The sequence below is a fragment of the Allobosea sp. LjRoot9 genome, assembly GCF_964252745.1.
Taxonomy (GTDB): domain Bacteria; phylum Pseudomonadota; class Alphaproteobacteria; order Rhizobiales; family Beijerinckiaceae; genus Allobosea.
The window spans coordinates 275,112-300,796 of sequence record NZ_CAXUPC020000001.1 but is presented as its reverse complement, the minus strand read 5'-3'; the positions used below and the strand labels follow the sequence as shown (position 1 = coordinate 300,796).

Genomic DNA, 25,685 nt, shown 5'->3' with positions numbered 1-25,685 from the left:
CACAGGGGAAACGACCATGAAAGCCACAATACTGAGCCTCGCCGCCTGCCTCGCCTTTGCCGGCACGACAAGCCTCTCGGCACAGGATTTCCCGACCAAGCCCGTCACCATGGTGATGCCTTATGCCGCCGGCGGTCCCGGCGACACCATCACCCGCATCCTGGCGCAGGCGATGACCGGCAATCTGAAGCAGCAGGTCATGGTCGAGAACATCGCCGGCGCCGGCGGCACCATCGGCAGCCAGCGGGTCTCGGCCGCTGCGCCTGACGGCCACATGCTGCTGCTGATCCATGTCAGCCAGGCGACCAATCCGTTCCTCTATCCGAACCTGAAATACGACGTCATGAAGGATTTCGAGCCCATCGGGCTCGTGGCCGAGCTGCCTTCGGTCTTCGTCGCGCGTAAGGACTTTCCGGCCAAGACCTTCGCCGAGATGGTCGCCTATGTGAAGGCGAACCCCGACAAGGCGACCTACGCCCATGCCGGCGTCGGCTCGGCCGCCCATCTGTGCGGTCTCCTGTTCGCCGAGGCGACGGGCATCAAACTGACGACCGTAGCCTATCGCGGCAGCGGGCCCGCCATGAACGATTTGATCGGTGGGCAGGTCGATTTCATCTGCGATCAGATCGTCAATGTCGTGCCGAATGTCGAGGCGGGCACGATCAAAGCCTATGCCGTCACCAGCAAGGAGGCGGCCAAGGCTTTGCCTGATCTCCCGACGGCCGACAAGGCCGGGCTCCCGGGCTTCGAACTCTCGGTCTGGTATGCGCTCTTCGCCTCCAAGGGCACACCGAAACCGATCGTCGACAGGCTGACGGCGTCGCTCAATGCGGCGCTCAAGGAGCAGGACGTCAAGGACAGGCTCGCCAAGCTCGGCGCCGACACCGTCTCGCCCGAACGCGCGACACCTGATGCCCTGCGCAAGCATCTCCAGGCCGAACTCGACAAATGGGGCCCCATCATCAAGAAGGCCGGCGTCACCGGCCAGTGAGGCGCTCCGCAGACCGCCTGAGGGACCGTCCATGCGCATCACCGACATCCGCGATCTCGCCGTGCGCCTGCAAGGCGAGGTCGCCAACGCCGTCGTCAATTTCGCCGAGCATGACGTCTCGTTGGTCGCGGTCGTCTCGGATGTGATCCGCAACGGCCGCCCGGTTGTCGGCTTCGCCTTCAACTCGATCGGTCGTTTCGCGCAGAGCGGCATCCTGCGTCAGCGCCTGATTCCCAGGCTCGAGGCGGCGGCGCCCGCAGACCTGCTCGACGCAGGCGGCTTGCGGTTCGATCCCGCGAAGATCGTGGCTGTCGCGATGCGCAATGAGAAGCCCGGCGGCCACGGTGACCGGGCAGGCGCGGTCGCAGCGCTCGAACTCGCAATCTGGGATCTCAACGCCAAGCTCGCAGACGAACCGGCCTGCCACACCATCGCGCGTGCCTTCGGACGTGCCGGGCCGAAGGAGACGATGAGCGCCTATGCCGCTGGCGGCTACTATTATCCCGGTGACAGCGCGAGCCGGCTGCGCGACGAATTCGCCGCCTATCGCGATCTCGGCTTCACCGCCTTCAAGATGAAGATCGGCGGCGCCTCGCTGGCGCAGGATCTGGCGCGCATCGAAGCAGCGCTGGAACTCACAGGCGATGGCAGCGCCCTTGCGGTCGACGCCAATGGCCGCTTCGACCTCGACACCGCCCTCGCTTATGCCGACGCGCTCGCGCCTTACCGCCTGCGTTGGTACGAGGAGATCGGCGATCCGCTCGATTTCGACCTGAACCGCCACATCGCCGAGCGCTATGACGGCGCGATCGCGACAGGGGAGAACCTGTTCTCGGCGGTCGATACGCAGAACCTCCTGCGGTTCGGCGGCATGCGCCGCGGCCGCGATATCTTTCAGATGGATGCCGGCCTGAGCTACGGCCTAAGCGAATATGCCCGCATGATCGCACTGATGGAGCGGCATGGCTTCGAGCCCTCCCAGGCGATCCCGCATGGCGGACATCTGCTCAACCTGCATATCGGGCTCGGGCTCGGTCTCGGCGGATGCGAATGCTATCCGGGCGTCTTCCAGCCCTTCGGTGGGTATCCGGCAGCCTGCATGATGGGTGGCGGCGTAGTGCGTGCGCCAGATGCCCCCGGCTTCGGCCTCGAACAGAAGCCGGAACTGCGACCGCACCTGGCCGCGCTGTGTCCGCAAGCCTTCTGACGAATCCGGGCTTTCTCACGCATCCAGGCGTTCTGAAGAATCGGGATCGACCAACATGCAGTTTCGCACCGAGTACGACGCCTTCGGTCCGGTCGAGATTCCGGCCGACCGCTATTGGGGCGCACAGACGCAGCGCGCGCTTGCGATCTTCGCCATCGGCGAGGAGCGCTTTCCGACCTGCCTCATCCATGCCTTCGGCCTCCAGAAGCGCGCCGCCGCCCGTGCTAACCGCCGCCTCGGCGTGCTGCCGGACGACATCGCCGCTGCGATCGAGGCCTCGGCCGAGGAGCTGCGGCAAGGCGGGCTCGACGCGCATTTTCCGCTAACGATCTGGCAGACCGGCTCGGGCACGCAGACCAACATGAACGTCAATGAGGTGCTGGCGAACCGCTCCAATGAGCGGCTCGGCCATGGCCTGGGCACGCGCGCCCCGGTCCATCCCAACGATCACGTCAACCGCTCGCAATCCTCCAACGACAGCTTCCCGACGGTGATGCACATCGCGACCGCCCTGGAACTGCAGGACAGGCTCATCCCGGCGCTGACCCTGCTGCGCAACGAATTGCAAGCCAGCGCCGAACGTTTCGCCGGCTTCGTCAAGATCGGCCGGACGCATCTGATGGACGCCGTGCCGATGACGATGGGACAGGGATTCGACGCCTTCGCGCGACAGGTCGGACACGGCATCGACAGGGCCATGGCGGCATGGCCGCGGCTCTGCCTGCTGTCGCAGGGTGGCACCGCCGTCGGCACCGGCCTCAATGCCCCGGCGGGTTTCGATGTCGCCTTCTGCGAGGAGGCGAGCCGGATCGCCGGGATCGCCTTCACACCCAACCCCAGCAAGTTCGAGGGCATGGCAGCACATGACGCGCTGGTCGAGGTCTCAGGCGCGCTCAACGTGCTGGCGGTTTCGCTGGCCAAGATCGCCAACGACATTCGCTGGCTCGGCTCGGGACCGCGCTGCGGCCTCGGCGAACTGGTGCTGCCCGACGACGGGCTGACCTCCTCGATCATGCCCGGCAAGCGCAACCCGACGATCGCAGAGGCGCTCCTCCAGGCGTGCTGGCAGGTCATCGGCAACCACGCGACGATCACGGCCGCCGGTGCGTCCGGCAATTTCGAGCTCAACGTCGCCAAGCCAGTCCTGATCTACAATCTGCTGCAATCGATCCGGCTGCTCGCAGACGGCGCGAGCATCTTCGCGACAAGCTTGGTTCGCGGGATAGAAGTCGACGCCGGCAGGTTGCACGCCAATGTCGAGCGCTCACTGCTGCTGGCCACAGCGCTGAATCCGGTGCTCGGCTACGATACCGTCGCGAAGATCACGGCGAAGGCCGTCGCGGACAACCTGACACCGCGCCAGGCCACGATCGAGCTCGGCTTGTTGTCGGGAGAAGAATTCGACCGTTTGGTCGATGTCAGGACACAGCTCGACAGCCCCGATGTCCTTCGTCATGACGCAGGCATCGGCCGGCCGGGGTAACAAACTCCCGCTGTGAGCCTGGGCAGGAAGCCTCTATCATCGGATGCCTGCCGAACCGCTCAGATCGAGACACATGACGACGTCGCAGAAGCTGGGATTTGATCTTTGGCAATTGGAGATCTTTCGAACGGTCGTCGCCACGGGTAGCCTGACAAAGGGCGCGCGACGGGTCGGATTGACGCAATCGGCGGTGTCGCAGGTCGTGGCCAATCTCGAAAAAGCCATGGGTGTCACCCTGCTCGACCGCGACATCCGGCCCGTGCAGGCCACGACGGCTGGCCGGTTGCTCATGGAAAAGGCGCATGACCTGCTGGAGCAGGCCCGCGAGCTTGAAACGGCGGTCAAATCGTCCGCCCACCATGTGATCCCGACCTTGCGGATCTCGATGGTCGCCTCGCTGACCACGACGCTCGGGCCCGATTTCGTCCGGGAACTGGGCAAGAGCGTCAAACGCTGCTCGCTGTTTGCCAACATGCGGGGCATCAGCGAGGAACAGTTCCAGGCCCGCGAAATCGATATCCTCATCGGCGTCGATCTTCTCAGGGAAGTCGACGCGGCCATCACGATTCCGCTCCTGATCGAGCCCTACGCCCTGGCGCTGCCCGCCGAATGGGATATCGAGGTCCGGTCTCTGGCGGATCTCAAAGGTCGCAATTTCATTCGCCATACCCATCGCACGAGCGCAGGCCGCCAGGTCGAGCAGGTGATCAGGCAGTTGCGGCTGGAGTTTCCCCGCGAGTTCGAGAGCGACACGGCCGACACCATCGCAACGATGGTGTCGGCGGGTCTGGGATGGTCGATCACCACGCCGCTGATGGCGCTGCAGACGAAGGAACGCATGACCGGCGTGCGGCTTTTGCCGCTGCCGGGCATCAAGATACGCCGGCGTATCGACCTTTATTCTCGGAAGTCCGAACTCGGCGCGATTCCGCAAGAGGTCGCCCATGTCCTTCACGTCCTGCTTCGGGACAAGATTGCGCCCAGCCTGCATGCGATCGCTCCGTGGATGGGTGATCAGTTCCACGTCTTCGAGCAACCGCGCGGTTGACGTGCCGCCAAGGCAGCTTGCAAGGCAGCCTGCGGGGCAGCAATCCCGCAGGCCTGTAGCCGGTTACTTCAACGGCACTTCGTTGACGGAAACCGCGGTGATCGCGCTGGGCTGCACCTCATATTTGGCGACGATCTTGTTGTAGGTCCCATCAGTCAGCATCGCCTTGAGCGCGCCTGCGACGGCATCGCGCAAGTCGGCGTTCTTTTTCGCCACGCCGATGCCCTGATAGGTGATGGCGAAGGGAGTTCCGAGGAGCTTGTAGGTATCGGGGTCGAGCTTCATCAGATAGGGAAGGCTCTCATTGCCCTGGGCGCCGGCATCGATGCGGCCCTGTCGGAGCTGCGCCCGCGCATCGGCCGAACCTTCCGTACCCAGCACCTTGATCGCGGGCTTGCCGGCCTTGACGCACCACTCCTGGCTCCAGGCATCGATGTCCTTGGGAAAGTTCGTGCGACGGCTTGCGCCGACCGTCTTGCCACAGAGGTCGGCGGCCTCCTTGAATTCGCCCGAGCGCTTGTGCTGGACGAAGAACTGAACGCCGGACTTCATATAGTCGATGAAATCGACCGTCTCGCGGCGGGCGGGGAGATCGTTCATCCCACCGAGGATGAGATCGATCCGGTCGGTCGTGACCCCGCTGATCATCTGCTCGAAGCTGGTGTCCTGCCATTCGATCTTGATGCCCAGCTTCTCGCCGATGGCATTGCCGATCTCGATGTCGTAGCCGGTGAGCTGGTTGGTCGCCGGATCCTTGAACGTCACGGGCGGGTAGTTCGGTGTCGTGCCGATGACGATCTTCCCCGCGCTTTTATACTTCTCGGGCAGAGCCTGGGCATGAGCGGCAGCGGCGCTGAGCATCAGCAGGGCTCCCGTGGCGATGACGGCGAATTTCATTGTCCCACTCCTTTGTTGTCGTTGATGATGTCGAGGCGGCTCAGGCGCGCACCGCCGAGATGAAATCCTGGGTGCGTTTTTGGCGTGGCGAGGACAGCAGGTCCCGGGCGAGGCCGACCTCGATGATCTCGCCCTGATCCATGAAGACGATGCGGTCGGCGACCTCGCGTGCGAAACCCAGTTCGTGCGTCACCACGACCATGGTCATGCCGCTGGTGGCGAGGTCCTTCATCACGGACAGGACGTCGCCGACCAGTTCCGGGTCGAGAGCCGAGGTCGGCTCGTCGAACAGCATGATCTCCGGCCGCATGGCGAGACCGCGCGCGATCGCCACACGCTGCTGCTGCCCGCCCGACAATTCGGACGGATAGGCGTTTTCCTTGTCGGCCAGGCCGACCTGGGCAAGCAGCGCCCGGCCACGCGCCTGGGCCTGCTTCAACGGCTCGCCCAGGACCTGCACCGGGCCTTCCGTGACGTTTGCCAGCGCCGTGAAGTGAGGGAACAGGTTGAAGCGCTGGAAGACCATGCCCACGCATTGCCGCTGCCGGGCGATCTCGGCATCCGTCAGATGATAGAGTTTGGTGCCTTCGCGGCGATAGCCGATCAGTTCGGCGTTGACCCAGATGGCGCCGCCATCGATCTGTTCGAGCTGATTGATGCAGCGCAGAAGCGTGCTCTTGCCCGAACCGGACGGGCCGATGATGCAGACGACCTCTCCGGCATCGACCTCCAGATTGACATGTTTGAGAGCGTCGAAATTGCCGAAGCGCTTGCAGACGTCGATTGCCCGGACGATGGGACTGGAGCGATCTCCGATCCGATTGGATCGTTCGATTGCTCCAGTCCTTTGTTTGGTCGCGTTTTCTTCACGCGAACCGGTATCCACTTCGCTCGAAAACGCTCCAGTTGAGGTGGAATTCATCTCACGCCCCCCGTCACAAGCCGTGGCGGACGGCGGCGACGCCGCGCCCGAAATAGCGCTCGACGAAGCTCTGGCCGAAACTCAGCACCGAGACGATGACGAGGTACCAGATGCTCGCGACGATCAGGAGTTCGAGCACGCGGGAATTCGCGTAGTAGATCGTCTGCGCGGCATGGAGCATTTCAGAGTACTGGATCACGCTCGCCAGCGAGGTCAGCTTCACCATTCCGATGAACTCGTTGCCGACGGGCGGAACGATGACGCGCATCGCTTGCGGCATCACGATCCGCCTCAGCATCCGCAGGCGGGTCATGCCGATCGCCTGGGCCGCTTCATATTGGCCGCGGTCGACGGACAGGAGGCCCGCTCGGACGACCTCGGATGTGTAGGCGCCCTGCTGGATGCCCAGGCCGAGCAATCCGGCGACGAACGGTGTCATCACATCGACCGTGCGCAGGTCGAAGAGGCCGGGGAAAGCGATCCGGGGGAAGATCAGGGCGAGATTGAACCAGATCAGCAACTGCAGCAGCGCCGGCGCGCCGCGGAACAGCCAGACATAGAGCTTCGCCACGGTGCTCAGAACGGGGTTCTTCGAGAGGCGGATCACGGCGAAGAGCACGCCGAGAACGACGCCCAGCAGCATGGCGCAGATTGCGAGCAGGATGGTATTGGCAAGCCCGGTCATGATGGCCGGCGCCGTGAGAAACAGGCCGACATAGCGCCACTCGATATCGCCGACGGCAAAGGCCCGGATCAGCGCCGCCAGGGCTGCGAGGATCAGGACGGTGGCGAGGATCCGGCCATAGTGGCGCCGGGGCACGATCGTGTAATGGGCGATCTTGTAGGCGTCGGCCGGCAAGGCGGACTGTGGAGCGGAGATCGCGCTGACCCCGGTGGGCCCCGTGTTGGAAGGCGGCATGCGTCATCCTCCCCTTCGGCAACGGAGCCGCGCTTGCTGATGCAGCGCGTGGCTTGGCTCGAATCTGCGCGTCGTCGGTTTCATTGCATTGTCCCCTCGGCCTTTTTGCTCGGCGCGGACGCCTATGCGGCGTGCTGCGTCAAACGGCGCGTTACGCCGGGCGCGGGTCCGAGCTGGTGTTTTGGCCGGTGTTTTGGGACGACGCGGCGCCCGCATTGCCGAGATAGTCCAGGGCGCACATCACATGCAGTTTGAGCACGGCGATGGCCTCGTCGATGGTGACGTGCTCGTCATCGCGCCCCATGCTGATCGGCGAAGGGCCGCAGATGATCGCGGGGATCTTGCGCCAGCGCCAATAGCGCGTGTCGGTGCCCCCGAGACTTGAAACCGGCGGCGCGTCATGCCCGAGCAGGGACTTAATGTTGTTGCGGAGAATGGTCGCCATCTCGCCGAACGGATCGGTCATGCTCGCGGGGTAGCTGTGGTCCTCGTTCACGACCATCTCGCAGCCATGCTCTAAAGCCAGCTTTTCGAGATCGCGCCGGATGACGTCGCGGTCGGAGCCGATCGGTACGCGGATGTCGAGATGCGTGACGCAGCCGGTGGGAATCTGCGTCGCCTTCTGTCCGCCCTCGATGATGCCGACATTGACGGTGATGCGGCGCGCGATATCGCCTGCGCCCTTGCCGAGATTGGCGTCCGCCGCGGCGATCGTTTCAGGCGATGTCAGGACCGCATCGATCTCGGGAGGCAATGTTGCGAGCTTGAGATGGTAGCGTTCATAGATCGCAGCGACGAGTTTGCAGATCGCCTCGATTGGATTGGGTGCGCGATGCGGATAGCCGCCATGCCCTCCCGCGCTCCTGGCGGAAAGCTGGAAGCGCAGGGTTCCCTTCTCGGTGAAGCGCAGATTGGCCAGCCCGCTGGGCTCGCCGTTGAGGCAGCAGTCTCCGGCGATTTCATCGGCGAATGCGTCGAACAGATATTTCGTGCCGTATCGTCCGCCGGACTGCTCGTCGGAGACGACCGTCAGGGTCAAGGCGCCGCTGAGGTGCTCGCTACAGGGATAGAGATAGCAATAGGTCAGGATCGAGGCGAGCGTCCCGGTCTTCATGTCGGAGGCGCCGCGGCCCATGATCTTGCCGTCGACGATCTCCGCATCCCACAAGCGTTCATTGGTGACGGGGAAGACGTCCATATGCCCGTTCAGGACGAGGTGACGGCCCGGCCGGGCTGCGTCCCAGCGGCCGATGATGTTGGGCATGTCGTCCCTGAGAGCGACCGTCCTGTGCGGGCTGCCGAACTGGTCGAGGATGCTGCGGACGAAATCGGCCGTCTCGCGCATGTCGCCTGGCGGGTTGACGCTCCTGATCTGAAGGAACCGCTGGAGCAAGGCGATGATCTCGTCGCGCCTTTCGTCGATCATCCGGCACAATTCGGCTTTGATGGCCGCGACGTCTTTGGACATAGGAAACCTGCTTGCCGTGACGATCTCCGGGTGCCGGTCGAGCCGAGCCCCGTTCGAGTCATCAAATCACGGTGCCGGAAGGCTCAAAGGTAATATAAGAATATCTAATTCAACCGATCGACACTGCTAATGTCTTTGCTTTGCAGGCCGGCGTGCACTCTCCCACGAAATGCGCGTGAGAACGGCCACTCGCAGGGCTCGCTACGGCCTCACGCGCCCAGCCGCTGGAAAGCCGACAGTCCGGAGGTCCGAAAAGGACATCAGAAGAACCGCTCGGCAAGGCACGATTTTCTGGGGTGGTACGGACAGCGCCCTCAGCAGGGAGGCCGTGGCTAGTCCTGCATCGACGTCCAGGCATCGCCGGAATCGCCGAAGGCCATCCAGCCGCCGTCGACGGAGAGAACCACGCCGGTGATGTAGGAGGCAGCCGGCGAACAGAGGAACCAGACAGCCTCGGCGATCTCGGCCGGCTCCGCCAACCGGCCCATCGGTGTACGCCGTTGGAGCCTCGCCTGGTCGACGCGGCCGCTCGCGATCAGCTCCGCCACCAGCGCCGTCCTGACATAGCCCGGCGCGACCGCGTTGACGCGGATGCCGCGGCCGGCCCATTCCACCGCCATCGACCGCGTCATCGCGGCGACGCCGGCCTTGGCGGCGCCATAGGCATTGCGACGTGGCAGGCCCGACAGACCGGCGATCGAGGAGAGATTGACAATCGCGCCGCTGCCTTGAGCCAGCATGCCGCGCCCGACCTCGCGCGAAACGGCAAAGACACCTTGCAGGTTCACGCGCACGATCCGCTCGAAGGCGAGGTGGTCCTGATCGACCGTCGGCTTGTGCGTGTCGGCGATCCCGGCATTGTTGACCAGCATGTCGATGCGCCCATGCCGCGCCAGGATGGCGGCGATGCCGGAGGTCACGGAGCTTTCATCGGCGACTTCCATGGCGAGCCCCTGATGGCCAGGACCCTGATGGCCAAGCCCGATCGCGGCCGCCTTCGCAGCAGCCTTGCTCCCATCGAGATCCGCAATGACGACGGTGCAGCCCGCTTGCGCAAAGCGTTCGGCGACGGCAAAGCCGATGCCGTCGGCCCCGCCGGTTACCACCGCCACTGGAGTTCCCGCCATTGCGCCCTCCCCGTTCAGTCGTAGCCGGGGCGCGGGATCAGGTTCATCAACATGCGGCTATAGCCGCCGTCGACGACGATCTCCTGGCCCGTGATGTAGCTCGCCCGCGGGCTGGCCAGGAACAGCGCGGCATCGGCGATGTCCTGCGGCACTCCGATCCGGCCCGCCGGCACCACGGCACTGCGGCGCTCGCGCACGCCCGGCGCCGCATAGAAATCCCGGCTCATCGGGGTCTCAACCATGCCGGGGCTGACGACATTGCTGCGGACGCCCTCTCCTGCCCACTCGGTGGCGAGCTGGCGCGACAGCATCACGACGCCTGCTTTGCTGACGCTGTAGGCGCCGCTGCGGTCCTGCGGATGCGAGCCGGCGATCGAAGCGACATGGATGATCGCGCCACGGCCCGCCGCCCGCATCTGTCGCCCGAAGGCCTGGGCGCAGAGCAGGTAGCCGGTCAGGTTGACGGCCAGCAAGGCGTTCCACTCCGCCAGCGGAAGGCTGGCGAGCGCGCCAGGCCGAAGCAGGCCCGCATTGTTGACGAGCACCGCGCAGGCGCCGTGCCGCTCGAAGCTTTGAGCCGCGGCCTGCTCGATGGCAACCGGATCCGTGATATCGCAAGGCAGGGCTAAGACAGCTCCCTCCGCCATCTCCGAGACAGCGGCTACGGTATCCGCCAGGCCGGCTTCATCGCGATCGAGCAGGACAAGCCGCGCGCCCTGCCCTGCAAGGCTGGCGGCGATGGCGCGGCCTATGCCGCCCGAAGCGCCGGTGACGACACAGAGCACGCCGCCGAGGCCAAGCCATCCATCCACGCCGACACTCATCGCGGCGGTTCCCGATCGACACCGGCGAGATGCCGCCCGAGGATATAGCCAAAGGTCATGATCGGCCCGAGCGTGATGCCGGCACCGGGATAGCTGCCGCCCATCATGCTGGCGCGGTCATTGCCGATGGCGAACAGCCCTTCGACCGGGCTGCCATCCTCACGCAGCACCGCGCCGCGGACATCGGTGTCGAGGCCATCGAAGGTTCCGAGGTCGCCCATCACCAGCTTCACCGCATAGAACGGCCCCTGCTGGACAGGCGCGACGCAGGGGTTGGGCTTGTGCGAGGGGTCGGCGAGATAGCGGTTGAAGGAGGTCGAGCCCTTGCCGAACTCAGGATCCTCCCCTTTCTCCGCCCCCCGATTGAAGGCGGCGACGCTGCGCTCGAGGCCGCCTGGATCGATGCCGGCCTGTCCAGCCAGTTCGGCGAGCGTCTTGCCGCTCAGAAGATAGCCGCTGCGCAGATAGCCGAGCAGCGGCACCGGCGCCGGCTTCACATAGCCCAGCCCGTAGCGGCGGATCGTCCGGTGGTCGCAGATCAGCCAGGCCGCCGTCTCCGGCTCCTTCTCGCAGGCCTTGATCAGGGCGGCGCCGAAATCGTGATAGGATTCCGCCTCGTTGCAGAACCTCTTGCCATGGCGATCGACCGCGATGATGCCGGCCTTGCAGCGGTCGAGCAGATGCGGAAACACACCCGTGCGCCCGCCCGAGAGCGGTACCTTCGAGACCGGCATCCAGGCGGCAGCGTTTGGATAGCGCGCCTCGAAGCACCCGCCTGCGGTTTCCGCCAGACGAATGCCGTCGCCGGTATTGCCGGCCGGGGTGGGCGAGACGTGCTCTCCGCCGCGCGCGACATGCGGATAGGCTTGCCTCGTCCTCACTGCGTCATGCGGGAAGCCGCCGCAGGCCAGCACCACGCCGCGGCGAGCCGTGATCCGCACGGCGCCTTCCGGGCACTGCAGCACGGCTCCGGTGACGCGCTCGCCGTCCCGGATGAGCTCCCTGGCGGGCGTCGAGGTCAGGATCGGGATGCCGAGATCGAAGGCGGATTTCGCCAGTCGAGCAGCCAGAGCATTACCGCTCGTGATCATGACTCCGCGCCGATAAAGCAGGAGATCCTTGAGATGGAGAGCGAGCCGGCGCGCGACATAGGCCGCCGAGCTCAGCGAACGCGTCACGTTGAAGAAGTGCTTGAGGTCGGCATTCGATGAATTGAACATCATGCCGATGAAGGTGATCGTCGCGAGCGGTGGACGCAGGCGAGCGAGCTCCGGGCCCAGCACCGTCGCATCATAGGGCGCGGCGAGGACGGAGCGCCCGACATCAACCCCACCCGCCACCTTGGGGTGATAATCGGGATAAAGCGTCGGTACGAATTTCACCTGGGTTTCGCGCTCGAAGAACGCCAGCATCTCCGGGCCTTGATCGAGAAAGGCCTCGATCTCATCCTGCCGCGCGAAATTGCCGACCTCATGGCGCAGATAGGTCCGCACCGCCTCGCGGTCGTCACTATCGCCGGCGCGAGCCGCATGCGGGCTGCCGGGAATCCAGAGAACGCCACCGGAAAAAGCGGTCGTGCCGCCAAAGAAGGGTTCCTTCTCCGCGACGAAGACATCGAGGCCGTGCGTGCGGGCGGTGACCGCAGTCGAGAGCCCGCCCGCCCCCGAGCCGATGACCAGCACGTCGCAGATGCGCTCGGGTAGCGAAGCGGCCATGTCAGGCACCTTTCATGCGGTCAGCGTCGAGCGCGGCAGCGCGTCCGAGAAGGCCCAGCCGGCGGCCGCCAGCGCCCGCGCCCCGTCGATCAGGCCGTTCAGTGGCTGGTCCGAGAGGATCTCCAGCGCCACGGGCCCGGCATAGCCAAGCTCCGCGAGGCGGGCGCCGATGGCAGCGAAATCGATATCGCCGGAGCCGATCGGATCATGACGCCATTGGCCGGCCGGGCTGTCGGAGACATGGACGATGCCGAGACGCGAGCCGAGCAGGCGCAGGCCCTCGACCGGATCTTCGCCGATCGCGACCGCATTCGCGACGTCATAGATAACGGGGACATCGTCCAGCCCCTCCTCACGCAGGAAGCGGTCGATCGTGCCGGCATCCGCAAGCAGGCCCTGCGGGTGGTTCTCCAGGATGACGGCGATGCCCTGACGGCGCGCCTCCTCGACGATGGCCAGGAAGGCCGGGCGGAACGTCTCCATCAGCCGCGTATTGGCATCGGCCAAAAGCGCATGCCCTCGGCCCGAGCCGACGCAGACCCAGGGCGCGCCGAGCTCGGCGCAGCGCATGATCGCGCGGCGATAGGCATCGACGGCGAAGGCGACGACATCCGGCGAGGCGCTGGCGAGATTGATGTCGCTGCTGGCGAGATCAGCCGCGAGAAGCGTCATCTCGCTCCGATCGAGAATGCCCCGCAAACGCCGCGTCCGCTCGCCATCCTCGCGCCATGGGTCGAAATGGGGCGGCGTGGCCATGAGCTGGATCTGCGAGAAGCCGGCTTGCGCGATCTGCTCGAACGCAGCCTCGGCACTCTCCCGCCAGACGAAACCGAAGGTATGGGCGGCAAGCCTGAACATCTCACAGGCCCCCATTGCGGTAATAGGCGAAGCTGCGTTCGATCCCGTCGCGCAGGCTGGTCGAAGGCAGGCCGGGCAGGATTTCGCGTACGCTCCCCTCGGCGATATCGGGGGCGGAGGGCATCAGCGCGCCTCCCCTCCGGATATCGGCGTCCGGGCGCAAGCGGCGCAGCTCGTCGATCACATCCTGCGGCGTGGCGAGCGTTCCGACGAGGTTGAAGACATGGGCGCCGTCGGGCTTGCGCAGCAGCGCTGCCTCATAGGCGGCCGCGACGTCGTCGACATAAACCAGGCCGGCCGCGCCCTCATAGGGAAACACATAGCTTTCGCCGAGCGCCGCCGCGCGGCAGGCCAATGACGGCCCGGCGCTGAGGCCGCTGTCCCGCCCCGGCCCGTAGACGACATAGGGCCGGAAGCCGCTGCTCGCGAGGCGATGATCCTCCCAATAGGCCCGTGCGCAGCCTTCGCAAGCGAGCTTGAAGGCGCCGTAATGCGACACCGGAACCGGGATCTGTCCATCGGCCGGGCCATAGACGCCGGCGGTGCTGGTATAGATCAGGCGGTCGATGCCATGAGCCAGCGCGGCCTCGAAGATGTTGAGCGTACCGATCAGGTTGATCTGTGCGCTGCGCACCGGATCGGCCCTGCAAGCCAGGGTCAGCACACCGGCGAGATGGATGATTGCGTCGCAGCCCTCGGCGGCGGCGCGAACATCATCCGCGCTGACGATGTCGCCGATGCGCCATTCGCAGGCCTGCGCCGCAGCCTCGCCCGCGATCGCAGCAATGAGGCCGCGCTTCTCGGTCAGGTCGAAGATCCGGACGGCGTGGCCGCCTGCGGCCAGACGCCTGACGATCCAGGCGCCGAGGAAGCCCGCGCCGCCGGTGACGAGAATACGCATGACTGTCCTTTGGCTCGGTGGTTCATGCGGGCGAGTCGAAGAAGTTCGACTCGCCGCTAGCGCGGCGCGGCGCGAGCGTCGGCGTCACCATCATGGCGAGAGACAGCTCGCGCGCCGCCTCGAGCAGGAGCGGCGAGAGGCTCAGCATCTTCTCTTCGGAGAGCCGGTTATGCAGGCCGGCGATGACGACGGCGCCGATGACTTCGCCGGTCTGCGGCCTGCGGATCGGGGCGGCTGTCGCGCTCATCCAGGCCGAATAGGTCTGGACGACGAGGCTGAAGCCGCGCTGGCGCGCCTGCCGGATATAGCGCAGCAGCGCCGCCTTGGTCTGCGGCGCGCGCGGACCGAACTCCTCGCGCGAGCCATAGCCCTGCTTCTCGACGAGGGCGAGCGCCTCCTCCTCCGGCAGGCAGGAGAGCCAGGCATGGCCGCTGGCCGAACAGGAAAGCCGGCCGACCTGGCCCATATCCGGATCGTAGCGCAGGCCGAATGGCGAACCCTGCGACTTGGCCACCCAGACGAGTTCTCGCCCGTCGACCAATGCAAGGCGGACGAGTTCTCCCGCATCGCGCGCCAACCGGTCGAGGATCGGCTGGGCGAAGTCGGTGATGCCGCTGCCGGCGAGGAAGCTGAAAGCGAGCGAGGCGATCTTGGCGGTGAGCTGATAGGCGCCGAGCTGGCGCTCCTGCCGGACATAGCCCTGCTCGACCAGGCTCGTCAGCACGCGATGGGTGGCGCTGCGCGGAATGCCGAGCCGGTCGGCGACTTCGTAGAGCTGCAGGCCATGTGCATGGGCCGCCAAGAGCTCCAGCACGCCAAGCGTCCGCTCGAGCAATCCGCTGGGTCCCGATTCCTGCTCGGCGGCTGGGTCGTCGTTTTCGAGTCGCTTTGCCATGGGCTTATCCGGAGGTGAGGGCCACACGCCGGCCCGTCCGTGCTGCCTCGCTCACCGCAAGTGTCGCCCGTAACGTCCTCGTCGCGTCGGCCGCATTGATCAGAGGCGTGGTTTCGCCCCGCGCGACCTCGCAGAGGTGACGCAACTGTTCGACGTATGGGCTGCCGCGCGTGACCGCAAGCGCATCCTGGGAGAGCGCGGCGAACCAGCTCTTCTCGCCCTGATAGCGCCAGCGCTCGAGACGCGGCAAAGTCAGCGAACCTTGCGTGCCGCTGATGAAATGCGAGTTCACCGGCGCCGGCTGCGGCGGGCAAGGCGGCAGTTCGCCCGAGCTGAGATCCCAGCTCCAGGGCGTGACCGCGGTATCGGACAGGCTGATCGTCACCAGCGCGCCATTTGTGAGCTGCAGGAGGACGGCCGCGGTGTCCTCGACGGGAAAGCCGCGCACCGCGTTCGAGGTCACCGCCTGCACGGATTCGATCTCGCCGCAGATGAAGCGGATCAGGTCGATCTCATGGATGAGGTTGATCAGGATTGGCCCGCCACCCGGCTTGCGCCGCCAGGCCATGTCGAAATAAGGCTCCGGCTTGAAGAAGGTGTAGAGCACCGAGACATTGGTCAGCCGCCCGAGCTCGCCCGAACCCACGAGTTCGCGGGCGCGGGCGATGATGGGGTTATGGCGCCGGTGGTGGCCGACAAGCACCGGCACGCCGGCCTTCGCGGAAGCCGCGGCAAGCGCCTCCCCTTCCTCGACCGTGCTCGCGACCGGCTTCTCGACCAGAACCGGCACCCCGGCGGCAATCGCATCGAGCGAAATCGGCAGATGGGTGTTGTTCGGCGTCGCGACGATCAGCGCATCGGGACGCGCCTGCTCCAGGAGCTGGCGGTGATCCGAAAACCAGGCAAGCCCCCTCTCCTCGCAGAAGCGCCGACCAGCTTCCGTCGGGTCGGCGACCCCGGTCAGGCCGCAGAAATCCGCCTTGAGGATCACCTCGGCGTGCATGCGCCCGATCGCGCCCGCGCCGACGAGGCCAATTGAGAATTGCGGCATCGGTCTCTCCACTCCGCCGCATATCTCCCCCGCGCCGGCTCCAGCGTCAAGCGATTTCGGAACCGGATTCCAATTTCGAAAATAATAGTGGAACTGGATTCCAGTTATGTTACACGGACGGAGTTCGGTCCGCCTCGATGCGCGACCGGGGCCAATCAGAAAAACCGGATGCTGTGGGAGGACGCTGTGAAGGACGATCAAACAAAGGGGCCGGTCATCGGTCGGCGCGGCCTGATCATGGGCGCGTCTTCCCTGGGCGCGACGGGCCTGGTCTCAGGCAAACTCGGCATGCCCTATATCGGCAACGCCGCCGCCGCCGAGCCGATCAAGATCGGCATGATCTGGGCCAAGACCGGCACGATCGTCGATCAGTCCGAATATCTCGCACAAGGCAGCCTGCTCGCCCTGGAGCAGCGCAACAACATGCTGCTCGGCCGGCCGGCCGAGATCGTCTGGCTCGACGAGCCCAACCCGCAAGGCGCACAGCAGAATGCGGAGCGCCTCGTCGGCGAGCACAAGGTCGTCGGCATCGTCGGGGGCGCGCTGAGTTCCTTTGCGCTCGCCATCTCGGCGGTCGCGAAGAAGGCGAAGATCCCCTACATCGCGGCCAATGCGGCGACAGGCGACCTCACCGGCAAGTCCTGCAACAAATACACCTTCCGGCTGCAGCCGCCGGTCGATGTCCATGCCCGCGTGCTCGCGCCCTATTGCGCCGATATCGGCAAGAAATGGTATCTGCTCACCGCGGCCTACGCTTTCGGCCAGGACATCAAGCGCGCCTTCTCCGAATACGCCACAGCCAATGGCTGCACGCTTGTCGGCGCCGATGAGGTGCCCGTCGGCACGCCGGACTACAGCTCCTTCATCCTCAAGATCCGCGCCGCCAAGCCGGATGTGGTGATCGGCGGCATTGCCGCGAGCGACCTGACCACGTTCTTGAAGCAGTGGAACGAACTCGGCATGCGCGGCCGCATTCCCTTCGCCGAGATTTCCGTCGGCAATACCGATCTCTGGGGCGTCGGCCCCGAGGCGGCCGATGGGCTCTATACCCTGACCTGGTACTACAAGAACCCGAACAACCCGCCCGAAGAGCAGGCGATGGCGGCCGATTACGAGAAGAAATACAAGCGCCCGGCCGCCGACAAGACCTGGATGGGCTGGATGGGCATGAAGAACCTGCTCGATGCCATCGAGAGAGCCAAATCGACCGAGCCTGCCAAGATCGTCGAGGCACTGGAGGCATGGAGCGTCAAGCGCGGCGACATCGATTTCGGCTATCGCGGCTTCGACCACCAGATGGTCAGCCGGCTCCTGGTTGCCAGCATCAAGCCGAAGATCATTGATAAATGGGACTATTTCGACGTGAAGGCCGAGTTGCCGGCAACTCCGGCCGGTGTCGCGCGGGCCTTCGGCAACCAGGCCGAGAGCATCTGCAAGATGGATTCGCTCTGATCTGAGAAACCGACCGGTTCTACAAACGCGGCCCGGGCCATGCCCGGGCCGGTCCCTGACGCGCGGCCTAGAGCATTTTCGAGCGAAGTGGCCGCAGGTTCGCGTGAAGAAAACGCATTAAAACAAAGAGCTAGAGCAATTCAGCGATCCAATTGGATCGCTGAATTGCTCTAGCGCCGCTCTCCGCAGGATCCGTGCGCCATGCTCGACATGATCTTATCCCAGGCCGTCAATGGCCTGGTGCTGGGCTTCCTCTATGTACTGATCGCGGTTGGGCTCTCGATCATCTTCGGGCTCCTCGGCATCGTGAATTTCGCCCATGGCGCCTTCTTCGCGATCGGCGCCTATCTTGCCCTCGTGCTCAACCGCGAATTCGGCTGGTGGGCGGCCCTGCTCGCCCCGCTGCTCACCGGAGCACTCGGGGTGCTCGTCGAGATCGTGCTGATCCGGCGCCTCTACGGCAAGGAACCCCTGCTCGGGCTGATCCTGACCTTCGCGCTGGCGCTGTTGTTCGAGTCGGTGCTGCGCATGATCTTCGGCGGCGCTCCGCTGCCCTTCGCCGCGCCGCGCTTCCTCTCTGGCTTCGTCGAATACGGCCCGATCCTGATCACCAAATACCGCATGTTCGTGCTGGCCGTGACGGTGGCCGCGCTGATCGGGTTCTGGGCTTTCCTGACCTACACGCCATTCGGCCGGATCATCCGGGCCGGCTCGCGCGATGCCGAGATGGTCGGCCTGCTCGGCATCAACCTGCCCGTGGTGTTCAGCTTCGTCTTCGGCATCGGCAGCCTGCTGGCAGGCCTGGCGGGCATGCTGGCCGCGCCCCTCTGGACGGTGAACCCGACCATGGCGGCAGGCGCCATCATGCCGGCTTTCGTCATCGTGACGATCGGCGGCCTGGGCTCCTATGCGGGTGCGATCATCGCTGGCCTCCTCGTCGGCCTGACCACGGCCATGACCATCCAGTTCCAGCCGGAATGGGCGGGAGCGGCCATGTATGTCCTGATGGCGGCCATCCTGCTCCTGCGTCCTCGCGGCCTGTTCGGCGAAAAATGGGAGCGCTTCGAGTGAAGACCCAACAGCTTCTCCGCCACCCCGCCCTCTGGGCGGCGCTCGTCCTCTCCGGTCTCACGGCGCTCTGGCTCATGCTGGGGGCGCCTGTCGGCCTGATCACGCAGATCGCGATCTACACGCTCTACGGCATGGGCGTGAACCTGCTCGTCGGCTATACCGGCCTCGTGCCGTTCGGCGCCTCGGTCTTCTTCGGCTGCGCCAGCTATGCGCTGGCCTTCTTCGTGCTCGGCCGTGTCGCGACCGATGTCGTGGCGCTCGTCCTTGCAGTGCTGTTCTCGCTGGCGCTGGCGCTCCTCCTCGGCGCGCTGATCCTGCGCCGCAAGGGGCTTTATTTCTCGCTGTTGACGCTGGCCTGTTCGCAGATCGCCTTCGAGGTCGCGTTCAAATGGACGGCCGTCACCGGTGGCGAGAACGGCTTGCAAGGCGTCGAACGCCCGACCTATCAGTCGGATCTGTCCTTCCATCTCTTCGCCGTCGCGAGCGTCGTCATTGGCATCGCGCTGTTGTGGCAGATCGCGCATTCGCCCTTCGGCCGCGCGCTCCAGGCCGTGCGCGACAATGAGCAGCGCGCCCGCAGCCTTGGCTACAATGTCTATCTGCTGCGGCTCGGCTCCTTCATCCTGATGGCCGGTTTCGTCGGCTATGCCGGGGCGCTGCTGACGCTCCTGCTGCAGGGCGTCTACGCCAATAATCTGAGCTGGCAGCATGCTGGCGACGCCCTGCTGATGACCGTGCTTGGCGGCGTGCACCATTTCCTCGGCCCGCTCTGGGGCGCGATCACCTTCATCATCATGGAGAACCGGCTTTCGGCGATCACCGAAAACTGGTGGCTGATCTTCGCGCCGATCCTGATCCTGTTCGCGCTGCTGTCGCCTGAGGGCATCCAGGGGCTGGTGCAGCGGGCGCTGCGGCGCGAACGCTGGACGCTGACGCGCAACACGATCCCGCCCCGCCCCGCCGTGATCGCGCCCTATGCAAGCGCAGCCCAGGCGATGGATCCCGACAAGCCGATCCTGGAGACGAAGAAGCTGAACAAGCGCTTCGGCAGCCTCGTCACCGCCCATGATATCGATTTCGAAGTGCGCCCCTTCGTGCTGCACTCGATCATCGGTCCCAACGGAGCCGGCAAGACGACCTTCTACAACATGCTGACCGGCGTGCTGCCACCGAGCGGCGGCAAGGTCTTCTTCGAGGGCCGGGACATCACCAGGCTATCGATACATGCCCGCGCCCGGCTCGGCATCAGCCGCTCCTTCCAGATCCTGTCGGTTTTCCCCAATCTCAGCGTTTTCGAGAATGTCCGCATCGCCGTGCAGGCCCAGAAGATCGGCGCGCGCGGATTGCTGAACGATGCCCATGGCATCGACGCGATCAATGCGCGCAGCTGGTCGCTGCTGGATGCGGTCGGGCTCGCTGACCAAGCCGCCGCCCCTTGCGCGGACCTTCCCCATGGAGCCAAGCGCCTGCTCGAGATCGCGGTGACGCTGGCGATCGAGTCCAAGCTGCTGCTGCTTGACGAGCCGCTGGCTGGCCTTGCCGAAGCCGACCGCATCATCGTTGCAGATCTCATCCGCCGGCTCGCGAAGAACCATGCGGTGCTGCTGATCGAGCACGACATCGACCGTGTGCTGGCGATTTCAGACCGCATCTCCGTGCTGCATCAGGGCCGGATCATCGCCGACGGCAAGCCGACTGAGGTGGCCAACAACCCGGAGGTCATCTCGGCCTATCTCGGCGCGGCCAAAAGTGCCGACCAGGCGGCGCCAGCCATTGAGCGTCGGGCCGGCGCCGCGACTCAAGCGCTGCTCGAGGCGCGCGGCATCGCGGTCGGCTATGGCGGCAGCACCGTTCTCTCCGGCGTCAACCTCGAGGTCCGCAAGGGCGAGGCCGTCGCGCTGCTCGGCCGCAACGGCGTCGGCAAGACGACGGCGTTGCGCGCGCTCACCGGCAGCCTGCCGCTCGATGCAGGGACGGTCTCCTTCGCGGGAACGCAATTGGCGAAGCTGCGCCCCTTCGAGATCAACCGGCTCGGCATCTCGCTCGTGCCGGAGGGGCGGCGCCTCTTCCCCAACCTCACCGTCGTCGAGAACCTGCAACTCGCTGCGCGGCCAGGCGGAATGACACTGGAGGAGATCTTCCAGCTCTTCCCCCGGCTGCGCACGCGCCAGGCGGCCAAGGCCGAGAACCTGTCCGGCGGCGAACGGCAGATGGTCGCGATCGCCCGCGCCCTGATGGTGCCGAGCAAGCTCATCCTGCTCGACGAGCCTTTTGAGGGACTGGCGCCGGCCGTCGTCAACGAGGTGATGGATGCGCTGGTGAAGCTGCGCGGACGGGTCGCGATGGTGATCGTCGAGCACCATGCCGAAACCGTGCTGCCGATCGTCGACCGCGCCTATGTCCTGGTCAACGGCCAGGTCGCCTTCGCCGGCGACGCTGCCACGCTTGAAAAGGATCACGCCCTCCAGGCGCGCCTGCTCGGCGTCGTCCATGGCGAGAATCAGAATCCGCCAGCCCATGCGGCTGTCGTCTGAACACGGAGATCGTAACCGCGATGGATTTCAACATCACCGGCGCAACGCGCCTCAATCTCATCATCGGCGATCCGATCGCCCAGGTGAAATCCCCGGCCGGCATGACGGCGGCCTTCGCCGCGCGCGATCACGACGCCGTGGTGGCGCCCGTGCGGGTCTCGCCCGAGGACCTGAAGGATTTCCTGACGGTTGCGACCCGGCTGAAGAACCTCGACGGCATCATCGTGACCGTGCCGCATAAATTCGCCTGCCACGCGCATTGCAGCAGCGCGACCGAGCGCGGCGACTTCCTCAGTGCGGTCAACATCATGCGCCGCCGCAAGGATGGCGGCTGGCATGGCGAGATGGTCGACGGCCTCGGCTTCGTCGGCGCCGTAAAGGCTGCGGGCTACGATCCGTCCGACAAGCGCGCGCTCTTGATCGGGGCCGGCGGCGCGGGCTCCGCGATCGCGCTCGCCCTCGTCGATGCCGGTGTCCGCGAACTCGCCATCCATGAAGCCGACACCACACGTCGCGACCGATTGATCGAGCGCCTCAACGCCAGGAACAAGGCGAAGATCCTCGCCGGCTCGCCGGATCCGACGGGTTTCGATCTCGTCGCCAATGCGACGCCGGCCGGGATGAAGCCGGGTGACGCCTTGCCGGTCGATGTCGCGAAGCTCTCGCCTTCGACCTTCGTCGGCTGCGTCGTCACCGTGCCGGCCGTCTCGCCGCTGATCGAGGCCGCCCGCAAGCTCGGCTGCCGGACCTCGACGGGAACCGAGATGTACCAGGCGCTGCAGGCCGCGATGCTCGAATTCCTGCTCGCCGGCGAGAGGCTCGATTGAGGAGGCCATCCATGTTCCAGAGCATCGACGCCATTCCCGACAATGCCAGCTACGACATCATCGTCGTCGGCGCGGGCGGCGGCGGGCTGGCCGCGGCCGTCTTCGCAGCCATCGCCGGCAAATCCGTCCTCGTCGTCGAGCGGACGGAGTATGTCGGCGGCACCACCGCGCTTTCGGCAGCGACGACCTGGATCCCGAATTCGCTGCATGCGAGCAAGGTCGCGACCGATGACAGCTTCGAGAAGGCGGCCGCCTTCCTGACAGGCGTCGTCGGCAACCGTTCCTCTGCAAGCCTGCGTGAAGCCTTTCTGAAGAGTGGCCCGGACGCGGTCGCGGCGCTGGAGGCGAAAACCGACGTCAGGTTCCGTCCCTACGCCACTCATCCGGACTACGAACAGCAGGTCGAGGGCGCCACGATGCGCGGACGGGCGCTCGAGCCCCTGCCCTTCGACGGCCGCGAGCTTGGCGACGACCTCGCCCACATCCGCCCGCCGATCCCTGAATTCACCCTCTTCGGCGGCATGATGGTCGACCGCACCGATATCGGCCATCTGCTCGATCTCAAGACATCCTGGAAATCCTTTCGGCACGCCGCCGCGATCCTGGCTCGCTATGGCCTGGACCGGCTGAAGAGCCCGCGCGGCACGCGGCTCGTCATGGGCAATGCGCTGATCGGGCGGCTCCTGCTCAGCTTGAAGAAGCGTGGCGGCGCGGTCCTGCTTGGAACCTCGGTCTCGCAATTCGTCACCGACCCGGATGGCGTCGCGGGCGTCGTACTCACGCAAGCCGGACGGACGCGAACAGTCGAGGCGCGCCATGGCGTGGTGCTCGCGGCGGGCGGCTTCAACCGGCACAAGACACGCCGCGCGGAGCTCCTGGCTTCGCCCGCTCCCGATTTCAGCCCCGCCGCGCCCGGCCATACCGGCGAGATGCAGGACCTGGCGCTCGGGCTCGGCGCGCGTCTGGGCGAAGGCAATCTCGACAATGCCTATTGGGCACCGGTCTCGCTGCGGACGCGTCCCGACGGTTCGACCGCCGTCTTCCCGCATTTCGTGCTCGATCGCAGCAAGCCAGGCACCGTCTGCGTCGATCAGCGCGGACGCCGCTTCGTCAATGAATCGACCTCCTACCACCTCTTCGTCCGGGCAATGTTCGAGGCCGATCGCAGCACGCCGACGGTCCCCTGCTACATCATCACCGATGCCGCCGGCCTGAAGAGCTACGGGTTGGGCCAGGTCCGGATGGGCGCGAAGAACCTCAAGCTCTATCTCGATGACGGCTATCTCATCGAGGGTGGGACGGTGGCCGCCCTCGCCGAAAAACTCGGCATGGAGCCGGCCATCCTCGAGAAGACCATCGCCAGCATGAACGGCTACGCCAAGACCGGGGTCGACCTCGAATTCGGCCGTGGCGCCACCGCCTATCACCGCGCCAATGGCGATGCCTCCAGGGGCCCCAATCCGACACTCGGACCGATCGCGACCGCACCCTTCTATGCGGTGAAGCTCGTGCCCGGCGATATCGGCGCGGCGACCGGCCTCGTCATCGACGAATGGGCTCGCGTGCTCGATGGCGAGAACCGGCCGATCGGCGGGCTCTATGCCTGCGGCAATGAAGCGAATTCGATCATGGGCGGCACCTATCCAGGCCCCGGCATCACGATCGGCCCCGCACTCACCTTCGCCTACCGTGCGATCCAGCATGCGTTGGCCCAGCGCGACGCTGCAAAGGGACCGGCCTCGCATCGGGCCGAAGTCGCCTGATGAGCGGGCCTGACGAACTCTCCTGCGATCTCCTCGTCATTGGTTCGGGAGCCGGCGGATTGTCGGCTGCTGTCACGGCCGCCTGGCTTGGGCTCGACGTAATCGTGATCGAGAAGGAGGCCCAGTTCGGCGGCACCACCGCCTGGTCCGGCGGCTGGATGTGGGTTCCGCGCAATCCACTCGCCCAGGCCGCCGGCATCGATGAGGATATCGAGGCGCCGCGCCGCTATCTGCGCAGCGAACTCGGCGATGGCTATGACGAAGACTTCGTCGCCATGCTGCTGGAACAAGGGCCGCGCATGGTCACCTTCTTCCAGAATGAAACGAGCCTCGCCTTCATCGATGGCAACCGGATTCCGGATTTTCATGATCGCTCGGACGGTTCGGCGACGGGCGGGCGCTCGCTTTGCGCCGCGCCGATCGATGGTCGGATGCTGGGCCCCCGGATCAAGGACCTGCGTCCGCCGCTGGCCGAGGTCGCCCCCTTCGGCATGAGCATCGCATCCGGAGCCGATCTGCAGCATTTCCTCAAGGCGACCCGCTCGCTACCCTCCTTCCTCCATGTCCTGCGCCGGCTCGGGCGGCATGCCTTCGACATGCTGCGCCATGGCCGCGGCATGCATCTGGTCAACGGCAATGCGCTCGTCGCCCGCCTGTTGAAATCGGCCGATGATCTCGGCGTGCGCCTGATGGCCCGGACTCCGGCGGGCAACTTGATCCGCGAGGGCGACAAGGTCGTCGGCGTGGTCGCGACCATGGCCGGACGACCGCTCGCGATCCGCGCGAGGCGCGGCGTCGTGCTGGCGGCCGGCGGTTTCCCGCATGATACGGCGCGCAAGGCAGCGCTGTTTCCTCATGCCCCCACGGGACAGGAACATTGGTCGGCCGCATCGCTCGCCAATAGCGGCGACGGCATCCGGCTCGGCGAAACGGCCGGTGGCCATGTTCGGGCCGGCCTTTCCGATGCCGGAGCCTGGGCGCCGGTCTCGCTCGTGCCGAAGGCCAATGGCGAAATGGGGCACTTTCCCCATCTGATCGAGCGGGCCAAGCCCGGCCTGATCATGGTCCGCCGCGACGGGCGCCGCTTCGTCAACGAAGCGGATTCCTATCACGACGTGATGAAGGCGCTCTTTTCCACGACGCCTCCTGGCGAGGCGGCTGAAGCCTGGTTGATCTGCGACCGCGCCTTCCTGCGCCGCTACGGGCTTGGGCGCGTGCGGCCGCGCCCCTTTCCGACCGGGCCCTGGCTCAGGAACGGCTATCTACGCAAGGGGCGTAGCCTTGACGCGCTCGCCCGCGCCTGCGGCATCGATCCGGCCGGGCTTGAAGCGACATTGGCCTCCTACAATCACGACGCCGCGCAAGGTCGCGACCCGCAATTCGGCCGCGGCGACAGCCCCTATAACCGCGTCCAGGGCGAGGCCTCGCATCAGCCCAACCCTTGCGTCGCGCCGGTCGAGTCTGCGCCGTTCTACGCGGTGAGGATCGTGCCCGGCAGCCTCGGCACCTTCGCCGGCTTGAAGACGGATGCCCGCGCACATGTGCTCGACGCCACCGACCGGTCGATTCCGGGCCTCTATGCCGTGGGCAACGACATGTCGAGCATGATGGCCGGGCGCTACCCCGCCGGCGGCATCACGCTTGGCCCGGCCATGACCTTCGGCTTCGTCGCGGCCCATGACGCTGCCGGCGTCCCGCTCGCCAACAACCGTTCCTGACTCCAGCGAAAGAG

The 25,685-nt window shown here is 65.8% G+C and carries 21 protein-coding genes; 10 read left to right on the top strand and 11 right to left on the bottom strand.

What is annotated here, in order from left to right; all coding sequences use genetic code 11:
* The first annotated feature begins 16 nt into the window (after positions 1 to 16).
* From ACSQ3P_RS01435 to ACSQ3P_RS01420, 4 genes are all read left to right on the top strand, one after another.
* The gene (locus ACSQ3P_RS01435; RefSeq protein ID WP_436163923.1) at positions 17 to 991 is read left to right on the top strand and encodes a tripartite tricarboxylate transporter substrate-binding protein; all 975 of its coding nucleotides are present in this window, start codon (positions 17 to 19) and stop codon (positions 989 to 991) included.
* A gap of 31 nt (positions 992 to 1,022) precedes the next feature.
* Entirely contained in the window at positions 1,023 to 2,198 is a 1,176-nt protein-coding gene (locus ACSQ3P_RS01430; RefSeq protein ID WP_436163922.1) for an enolase C-terminal domain-like protein, read from the top strand.
* A gap of 55 nt (positions 2,199 to 2,253) precedes the next feature.
* Complete coding sequence (locus tag ACSQ3P_RS01425) at positions 2,254 to 3,681, top strand: class II fumarate hydratase (protein WP_436163921.1); 1,428 nt, start codon at positions 2,254 to 2,256, stop codon at positions 3,679 to 3,681.
* A gap of 73 nt (positions 3,682 to 3,754) precedes the next feature.
* On the top strand, positions 3,755 to 4,729 hold the full coding sequence (locus ACSQ3P_RS01420; RefSeq protein WP_310156558.1) for a LysR family transcriptional regulator: 975 nt from the start codon (positions 3,755 to 3,757) through the stop codon (positions 4,727 to 4,729).
* Positions 4,730 to 4,792: 63 nt separating this feature from the next.
* On the opposite strand, the gene ACSQ3P_RS01415 is transcribed toward ACSQ3P_RS01420, so the two are convergent.
* The 11 genes from ACSQ3P_RS01415 to ACSQ3P_RS01365 form a co-directional block, all read right to left on the bottom strand.
* Complete coding sequence (locus ACSQ3P_RS01415; protein WP_436163920.1) at positions 4,793 to 5,626, bottom strand: ABC transporter substrate-binding protein; 834 nt, start codon at positions 5,624 to 5,626, stop codon at positions 4,793 to 4,795.
* 40 nt (positions 5,627 to 5,666) lie between these two features.
* Positions 5,667 to 6,548: an amino acid ABC transporter ATP-binding protein gene (locus tag ACSQ3P_RS01410; protein WP_436163919.1), complete on the bottom strand. Its 882-nt coding sequence runs from the start codon at positions 6,546 to 6,548 to the stop codon at positions 5,667 to 5,669.
* 13 nt (positions 6,549 to 6,561) lie between these two features.
* Complete coding sequence (locus ACSQ3P_RS01405) at positions 6,562 to 7,467, bottom strand: amino acid ABC transporter permease (RefSeq protein WP_436163918.1); 906 nt, start codon at positions 7,465 to 7,467, stop codon at positions 6,562 to 6,564.
* Positions 7,468 to 7,618: 151 nt separating this feature from the next.
* Positions 7,619 to 8,935 carry a M20/M25/M40 family metallo-hydrolase gene (locus tag ACSQ3P_RS01400; protein WP_436163917.1) on the bottom strand — a complete coding sequence of 439 codons (1,317 nt, stop codon included), beginning with the start codon at positions 8,933 to 8,935 and terminating at the stop codon, positions 7,619 to 7,621.
* 332 nt (positions 8,936 to 9,267) lie between these two features.
* Positions 9,268 to 10,062, bottom strand: coding sequence for an SDR family NAD(P)-dependent oxidoreductase (locus tag ACSQ3P_RS01395; RefSeq protein WP_436163916.1), 795 nt, complete (start codon positions 10,060 to 10,062; stop codon positions 9,268 to 9,270).
* A gap of 14 nt (positions 10,063 to 10,076) precedes the next feature.
* Positions 10,077 to 10,886: an SDR family NAD(P)-dependent oxidoreductase gene (locus ACSQ3P_RS01390; RefSeq protein WP_436163915.1), complete on the bottom strand. Its 810-nt coding sequence runs from the start codon at positions 10,884 to 10,886 to the stop codon at positions 10,077 to 10,079.
* Positions 10,883 to 12,601, bottom strand: coding sequence for an FAD-dependent oxidoreductase (locus ACSQ3P_RS01385; RefSeq protein WP_436163914.1), 1,719 nt, complete (start codon positions 12,599 to 12,601; stop codon positions 10,883 to 10,885). The genes ACSQ3P_RS01390 and ACSQ3P_RS01385 overlap by 4 nt, the downstream gene beginning before the upstream one ends.
* Before the next feature lie 12 nt (positions 12,602 to 12,613).
* Positions 12,614 to 13,459 (bottom strand): sugar phosphate isomerase/epimerase family protein, encoded by an 846-nt coding sequence (locus ACSQ3P_RS01380; protein WP_436163913.1) that lies wholly within the window; start codon positions 13,457 to 13,459, stop codon positions 12,614 to 12,616.
* A 1-nt stretch (position 13,460) separates the two neighbouring features.
* Positions 13,461 to 14,360: an NAD-dependent epimerase/dehydratase family protein gene (locus tag ACSQ3P_RS01375; protein WP_436163912.1), complete on the bottom strand. Its 900-nt coding sequence runs from the start codon at positions 14,358 to 14,360 to the stop codon at positions 13,461 to 13,463.
* A gap of 22 nt (positions 14,361 to 14,382) precedes the next feature.
* On the bottom strand, positions 14,383 to 15,255 hold the full coding sequence (locus tag ACSQ3P_RS01370; RefSeq protein WP_436163911.1) for an IclR family transcriptional regulator: 873 nt from the start codon (positions 15,253 to 15,255) through the stop codon (positions 14,383 to 14,385).
* Between the two features lie 4 nt (positions 15,256 to 15,259).
* Positions 15,260 to 16,306 carry a Gfo/Idh/MocA family protein gene (locus ACSQ3P_RS01365; protein WP_436163910.1) on the bottom strand — a complete coding sequence of 349 codons (1,047 nt, stop codon included), beginning with the start codon at positions 16,304 to 16,306 and terminating at the stop codon, positions 15,260 to 15,262.
* A gap of 186 nt (positions 16,307 to 16,492) precedes the next feature.
* Here ACSQ3P_RS01365 and ACSQ3P_RS01360 point away from each other — a divergent pair, with 186 nt between their 5' ends.
* The 6 genes from ACSQ3P_RS01360 to ACSQ3P_RS01335 all read left to right on the top strand — a co-directional run bounded on the left by ACSQ3P_RS01360 (position 16,493) and on the right by ACSQ3P_RS01335 (position 25,671).
* The gene (locus ACSQ3P_RS01360) at positions 16,493 to 17,758 is read left to right on the top strand and encodes an ABC transporter substrate-binding protein (RefSeq protein WP_436163909.1); all 1,266 of its coding nucleotides are present in this window, start codon (positions 16,493 to 16,495) and stop codon (positions 17,756 to 17,758) included.
* A 201-nt stretch (positions 17,759 to 17,959) separates the two neighbouring features.
* Entirely contained in the window at positions 17,960 to 18,829 is an 870-nt protein-coding gene (locus ACSQ3P_RS01355) for a branched-chain amino acid ABC transporter permease (RefSeq protein WP_436163908.1), read from the top strand.
* Positions 18,826 to 21,363: a branched-chain amino acid ABC transporter ATP-binding protein/permease gene (locus tag ACSQ3P_RS01350; RefSeq protein WP_436163907.1), complete on the top strand. Its 2,538-nt coding sequence runs from the start codon at positions 18,826 to 18,828 to the stop codon at positions 21,361 to 21,363. The genes ACSQ3P_RS01355 and ACSQ3P_RS01350 overlap by 4 nt, the downstream gene beginning before the upstream one ends.
* 20 nt (positions 21,364 to 21,383) lie before the next feature.
* Positions 21,384 to 22,190 carry a shikimate dehydrogenase family protein gene (locus ACSQ3P_RS01345; protein WP_436163906.1) on the top strand — a complete coding sequence of 269 codons (807 nt, stop codon included), beginning with the start codon at positions 21,384 to 21,386 and terminating at the stop codon, positions 22,188 to 22,190.
* An 11-nt stretch (positions 22,191 to 22,201) separates the two neighbouring features.
* Complete coding sequence (locus tag ACSQ3P_RS01340) at positions 22,202 to 23,953, top strand: FAD-dependent oxidoreductase (protein ID WP_436163905.1); 1,752 nt, start codon at positions 22,202 to 22,204, stop codon at positions 23,951 to 23,953.
* On the top strand, positions 23,953 to 25,671 hold the full coding sequence (locus tag ACSQ3P_RS01335; protein ID WP_436163904.1) for an FAD-dependent oxidoreductase: 1,719 nt from the start codon (positions 23,953 to 23,955) through the stop codon (positions 25,669 to 25,671). Before ACSQ3P_RS01340 ends, ACSQ3P_RS01335 begins: the two co-directional genes overlap by 1 nt.
* Positions 25,672 to 25,685: the final 14 nt, after the last annotated feature.

Coding starts and splice junctions, on each gene's coding strand:
- ACSQ3P_RS01435 (WP_436163923.1), top strand. CDS start 17: ATGAAAGCCACAATACTGAGCCTCGCCGCCTGCCTCGCCTTTGCCGGC.
- ACSQ3P_RS01430 (WP_436163922.1), top strand. CDS start 1,023: ATGCGCATCACCGACATCCGCGATCTCGCCGTGCGCCTGCAAGGCGAG.
- ACSQ3P_RS01425 (WP_436163921.1), top strand. CDS start 2,254: ATGCAGTTTCGCACCGAGTACGACGCCTTCGGTCCGGTCGAGATTCCG.
- ACSQ3P_RS01420 (WP_310156558.1), top strand. CDS start 3,755: ATGACGACGTCGCAGAAGCTGGGATTTGATCTTTGGCAATTGGAGATC.
- ACSQ3P_RS01415 (WP_436163920.1), bottom strand. CDS start 5,626: ATGAAATTCGCCGTCATCGCCACGGGAGCCCTGCTGATGCTCAGCGCC.
- ACSQ3P_RS01410 (WP_436163919.1), bottom strand. CDS start 6,548: ATGAATTCCACCTCAACTGGAGCGTTTTCGAGCGAAGTGGATACCGGT.
- ACSQ3P_RS01405 (WP_436163918.1), bottom strand. CDS start 7,467: ATGCCGCCTTCCAACACGGGGCCCACCGGGGTCAGCGCGATCTCCGCT.
- ACSQ3P_RS01400 (WP_436163917.1), bottom strand. CDS start 8,935: ATGTCCAAAGACGTCGCGGCCATCAAAGCCGAATTGTGCCGGATGATC.
- ACSQ3P_RS01395 (WP_436163916.1), bottom strand. CDS start 10,062: ATGGCGGGAACTCCAGTGGCGGTGGTAACCGGCGGGGCCGACGGCATC.
- ACSQ3P_RS01390 (WP_436163915.1), bottom strand. CDS start 10,886: ATGAGTGTCGGCGTGGATGGATGGCTTGGCCTCGGCGGCGTGCTCTGT.
- ACSQ3P_RS01385 (WP_436163914.1), bottom strand. CDS start 12,601: ATGGCCGCTTCGCTACCCGAGCGCATCTGCGACGTGCTGGTCATCGGC.
- ACSQ3P_RS01380 (WP_436163913.1), bottom strand. CDS start 13,459: ATGTTCAGGCTTGCCGCCCATACCTTCGGTTTCGTCTGGCGGGAGAGT.
- ACSQ3P_RS01375 (WP_436163912.1), bottom strand. CDS start 14,360: ATGCGTATTCTCGTCACCGGCGGCGCGGGCTTCCTCGGCGCCTGGATC.
- ACSQ3P_RS01370 (WP_436163911.1), bottom strand. CDS start 15,255: ATGGCAAAGCGACTCGAAAACGACGACCCAGCCGCCGAGCAGGAATCG.
- ACSQ3P_RS01365 (WP_436163910.1), bottom strand. CDS start 16,306: ATGCCGCAATTCTCAATTGGCCTCGTCGGCGCGGGCGCGATCGGGCGC.
- ACSQ3P_RS01355 (WP_436163908.1), top strand. CDS start 17,960: ATGCTCGACATGATCTTATCCCAGGCCGTCAATGGCCTGGTGCTGGGC.
- ACSQ3P_RS01345 (WP_436163906.1), top strand. CDS start 21,384: ATGGATTTCAACATCACCGGCGCAACGCGCCTCAATCTCATCATCGGC.
- ACSQ3P_RS01340 (WP_436163905.1), top strand. CDS start 22,202: ATGTTCCAGAGCATCGACGCCATTCCCGACAATGCCAGCTACGACATC.
- ACSQ3P_RS01335 (WP_436163904.1), top strand. CDS start 23,953: ATGAGCGGGCCTGACGAACTCTCCTGCGATCTCCTCGTCATTGGTTCG.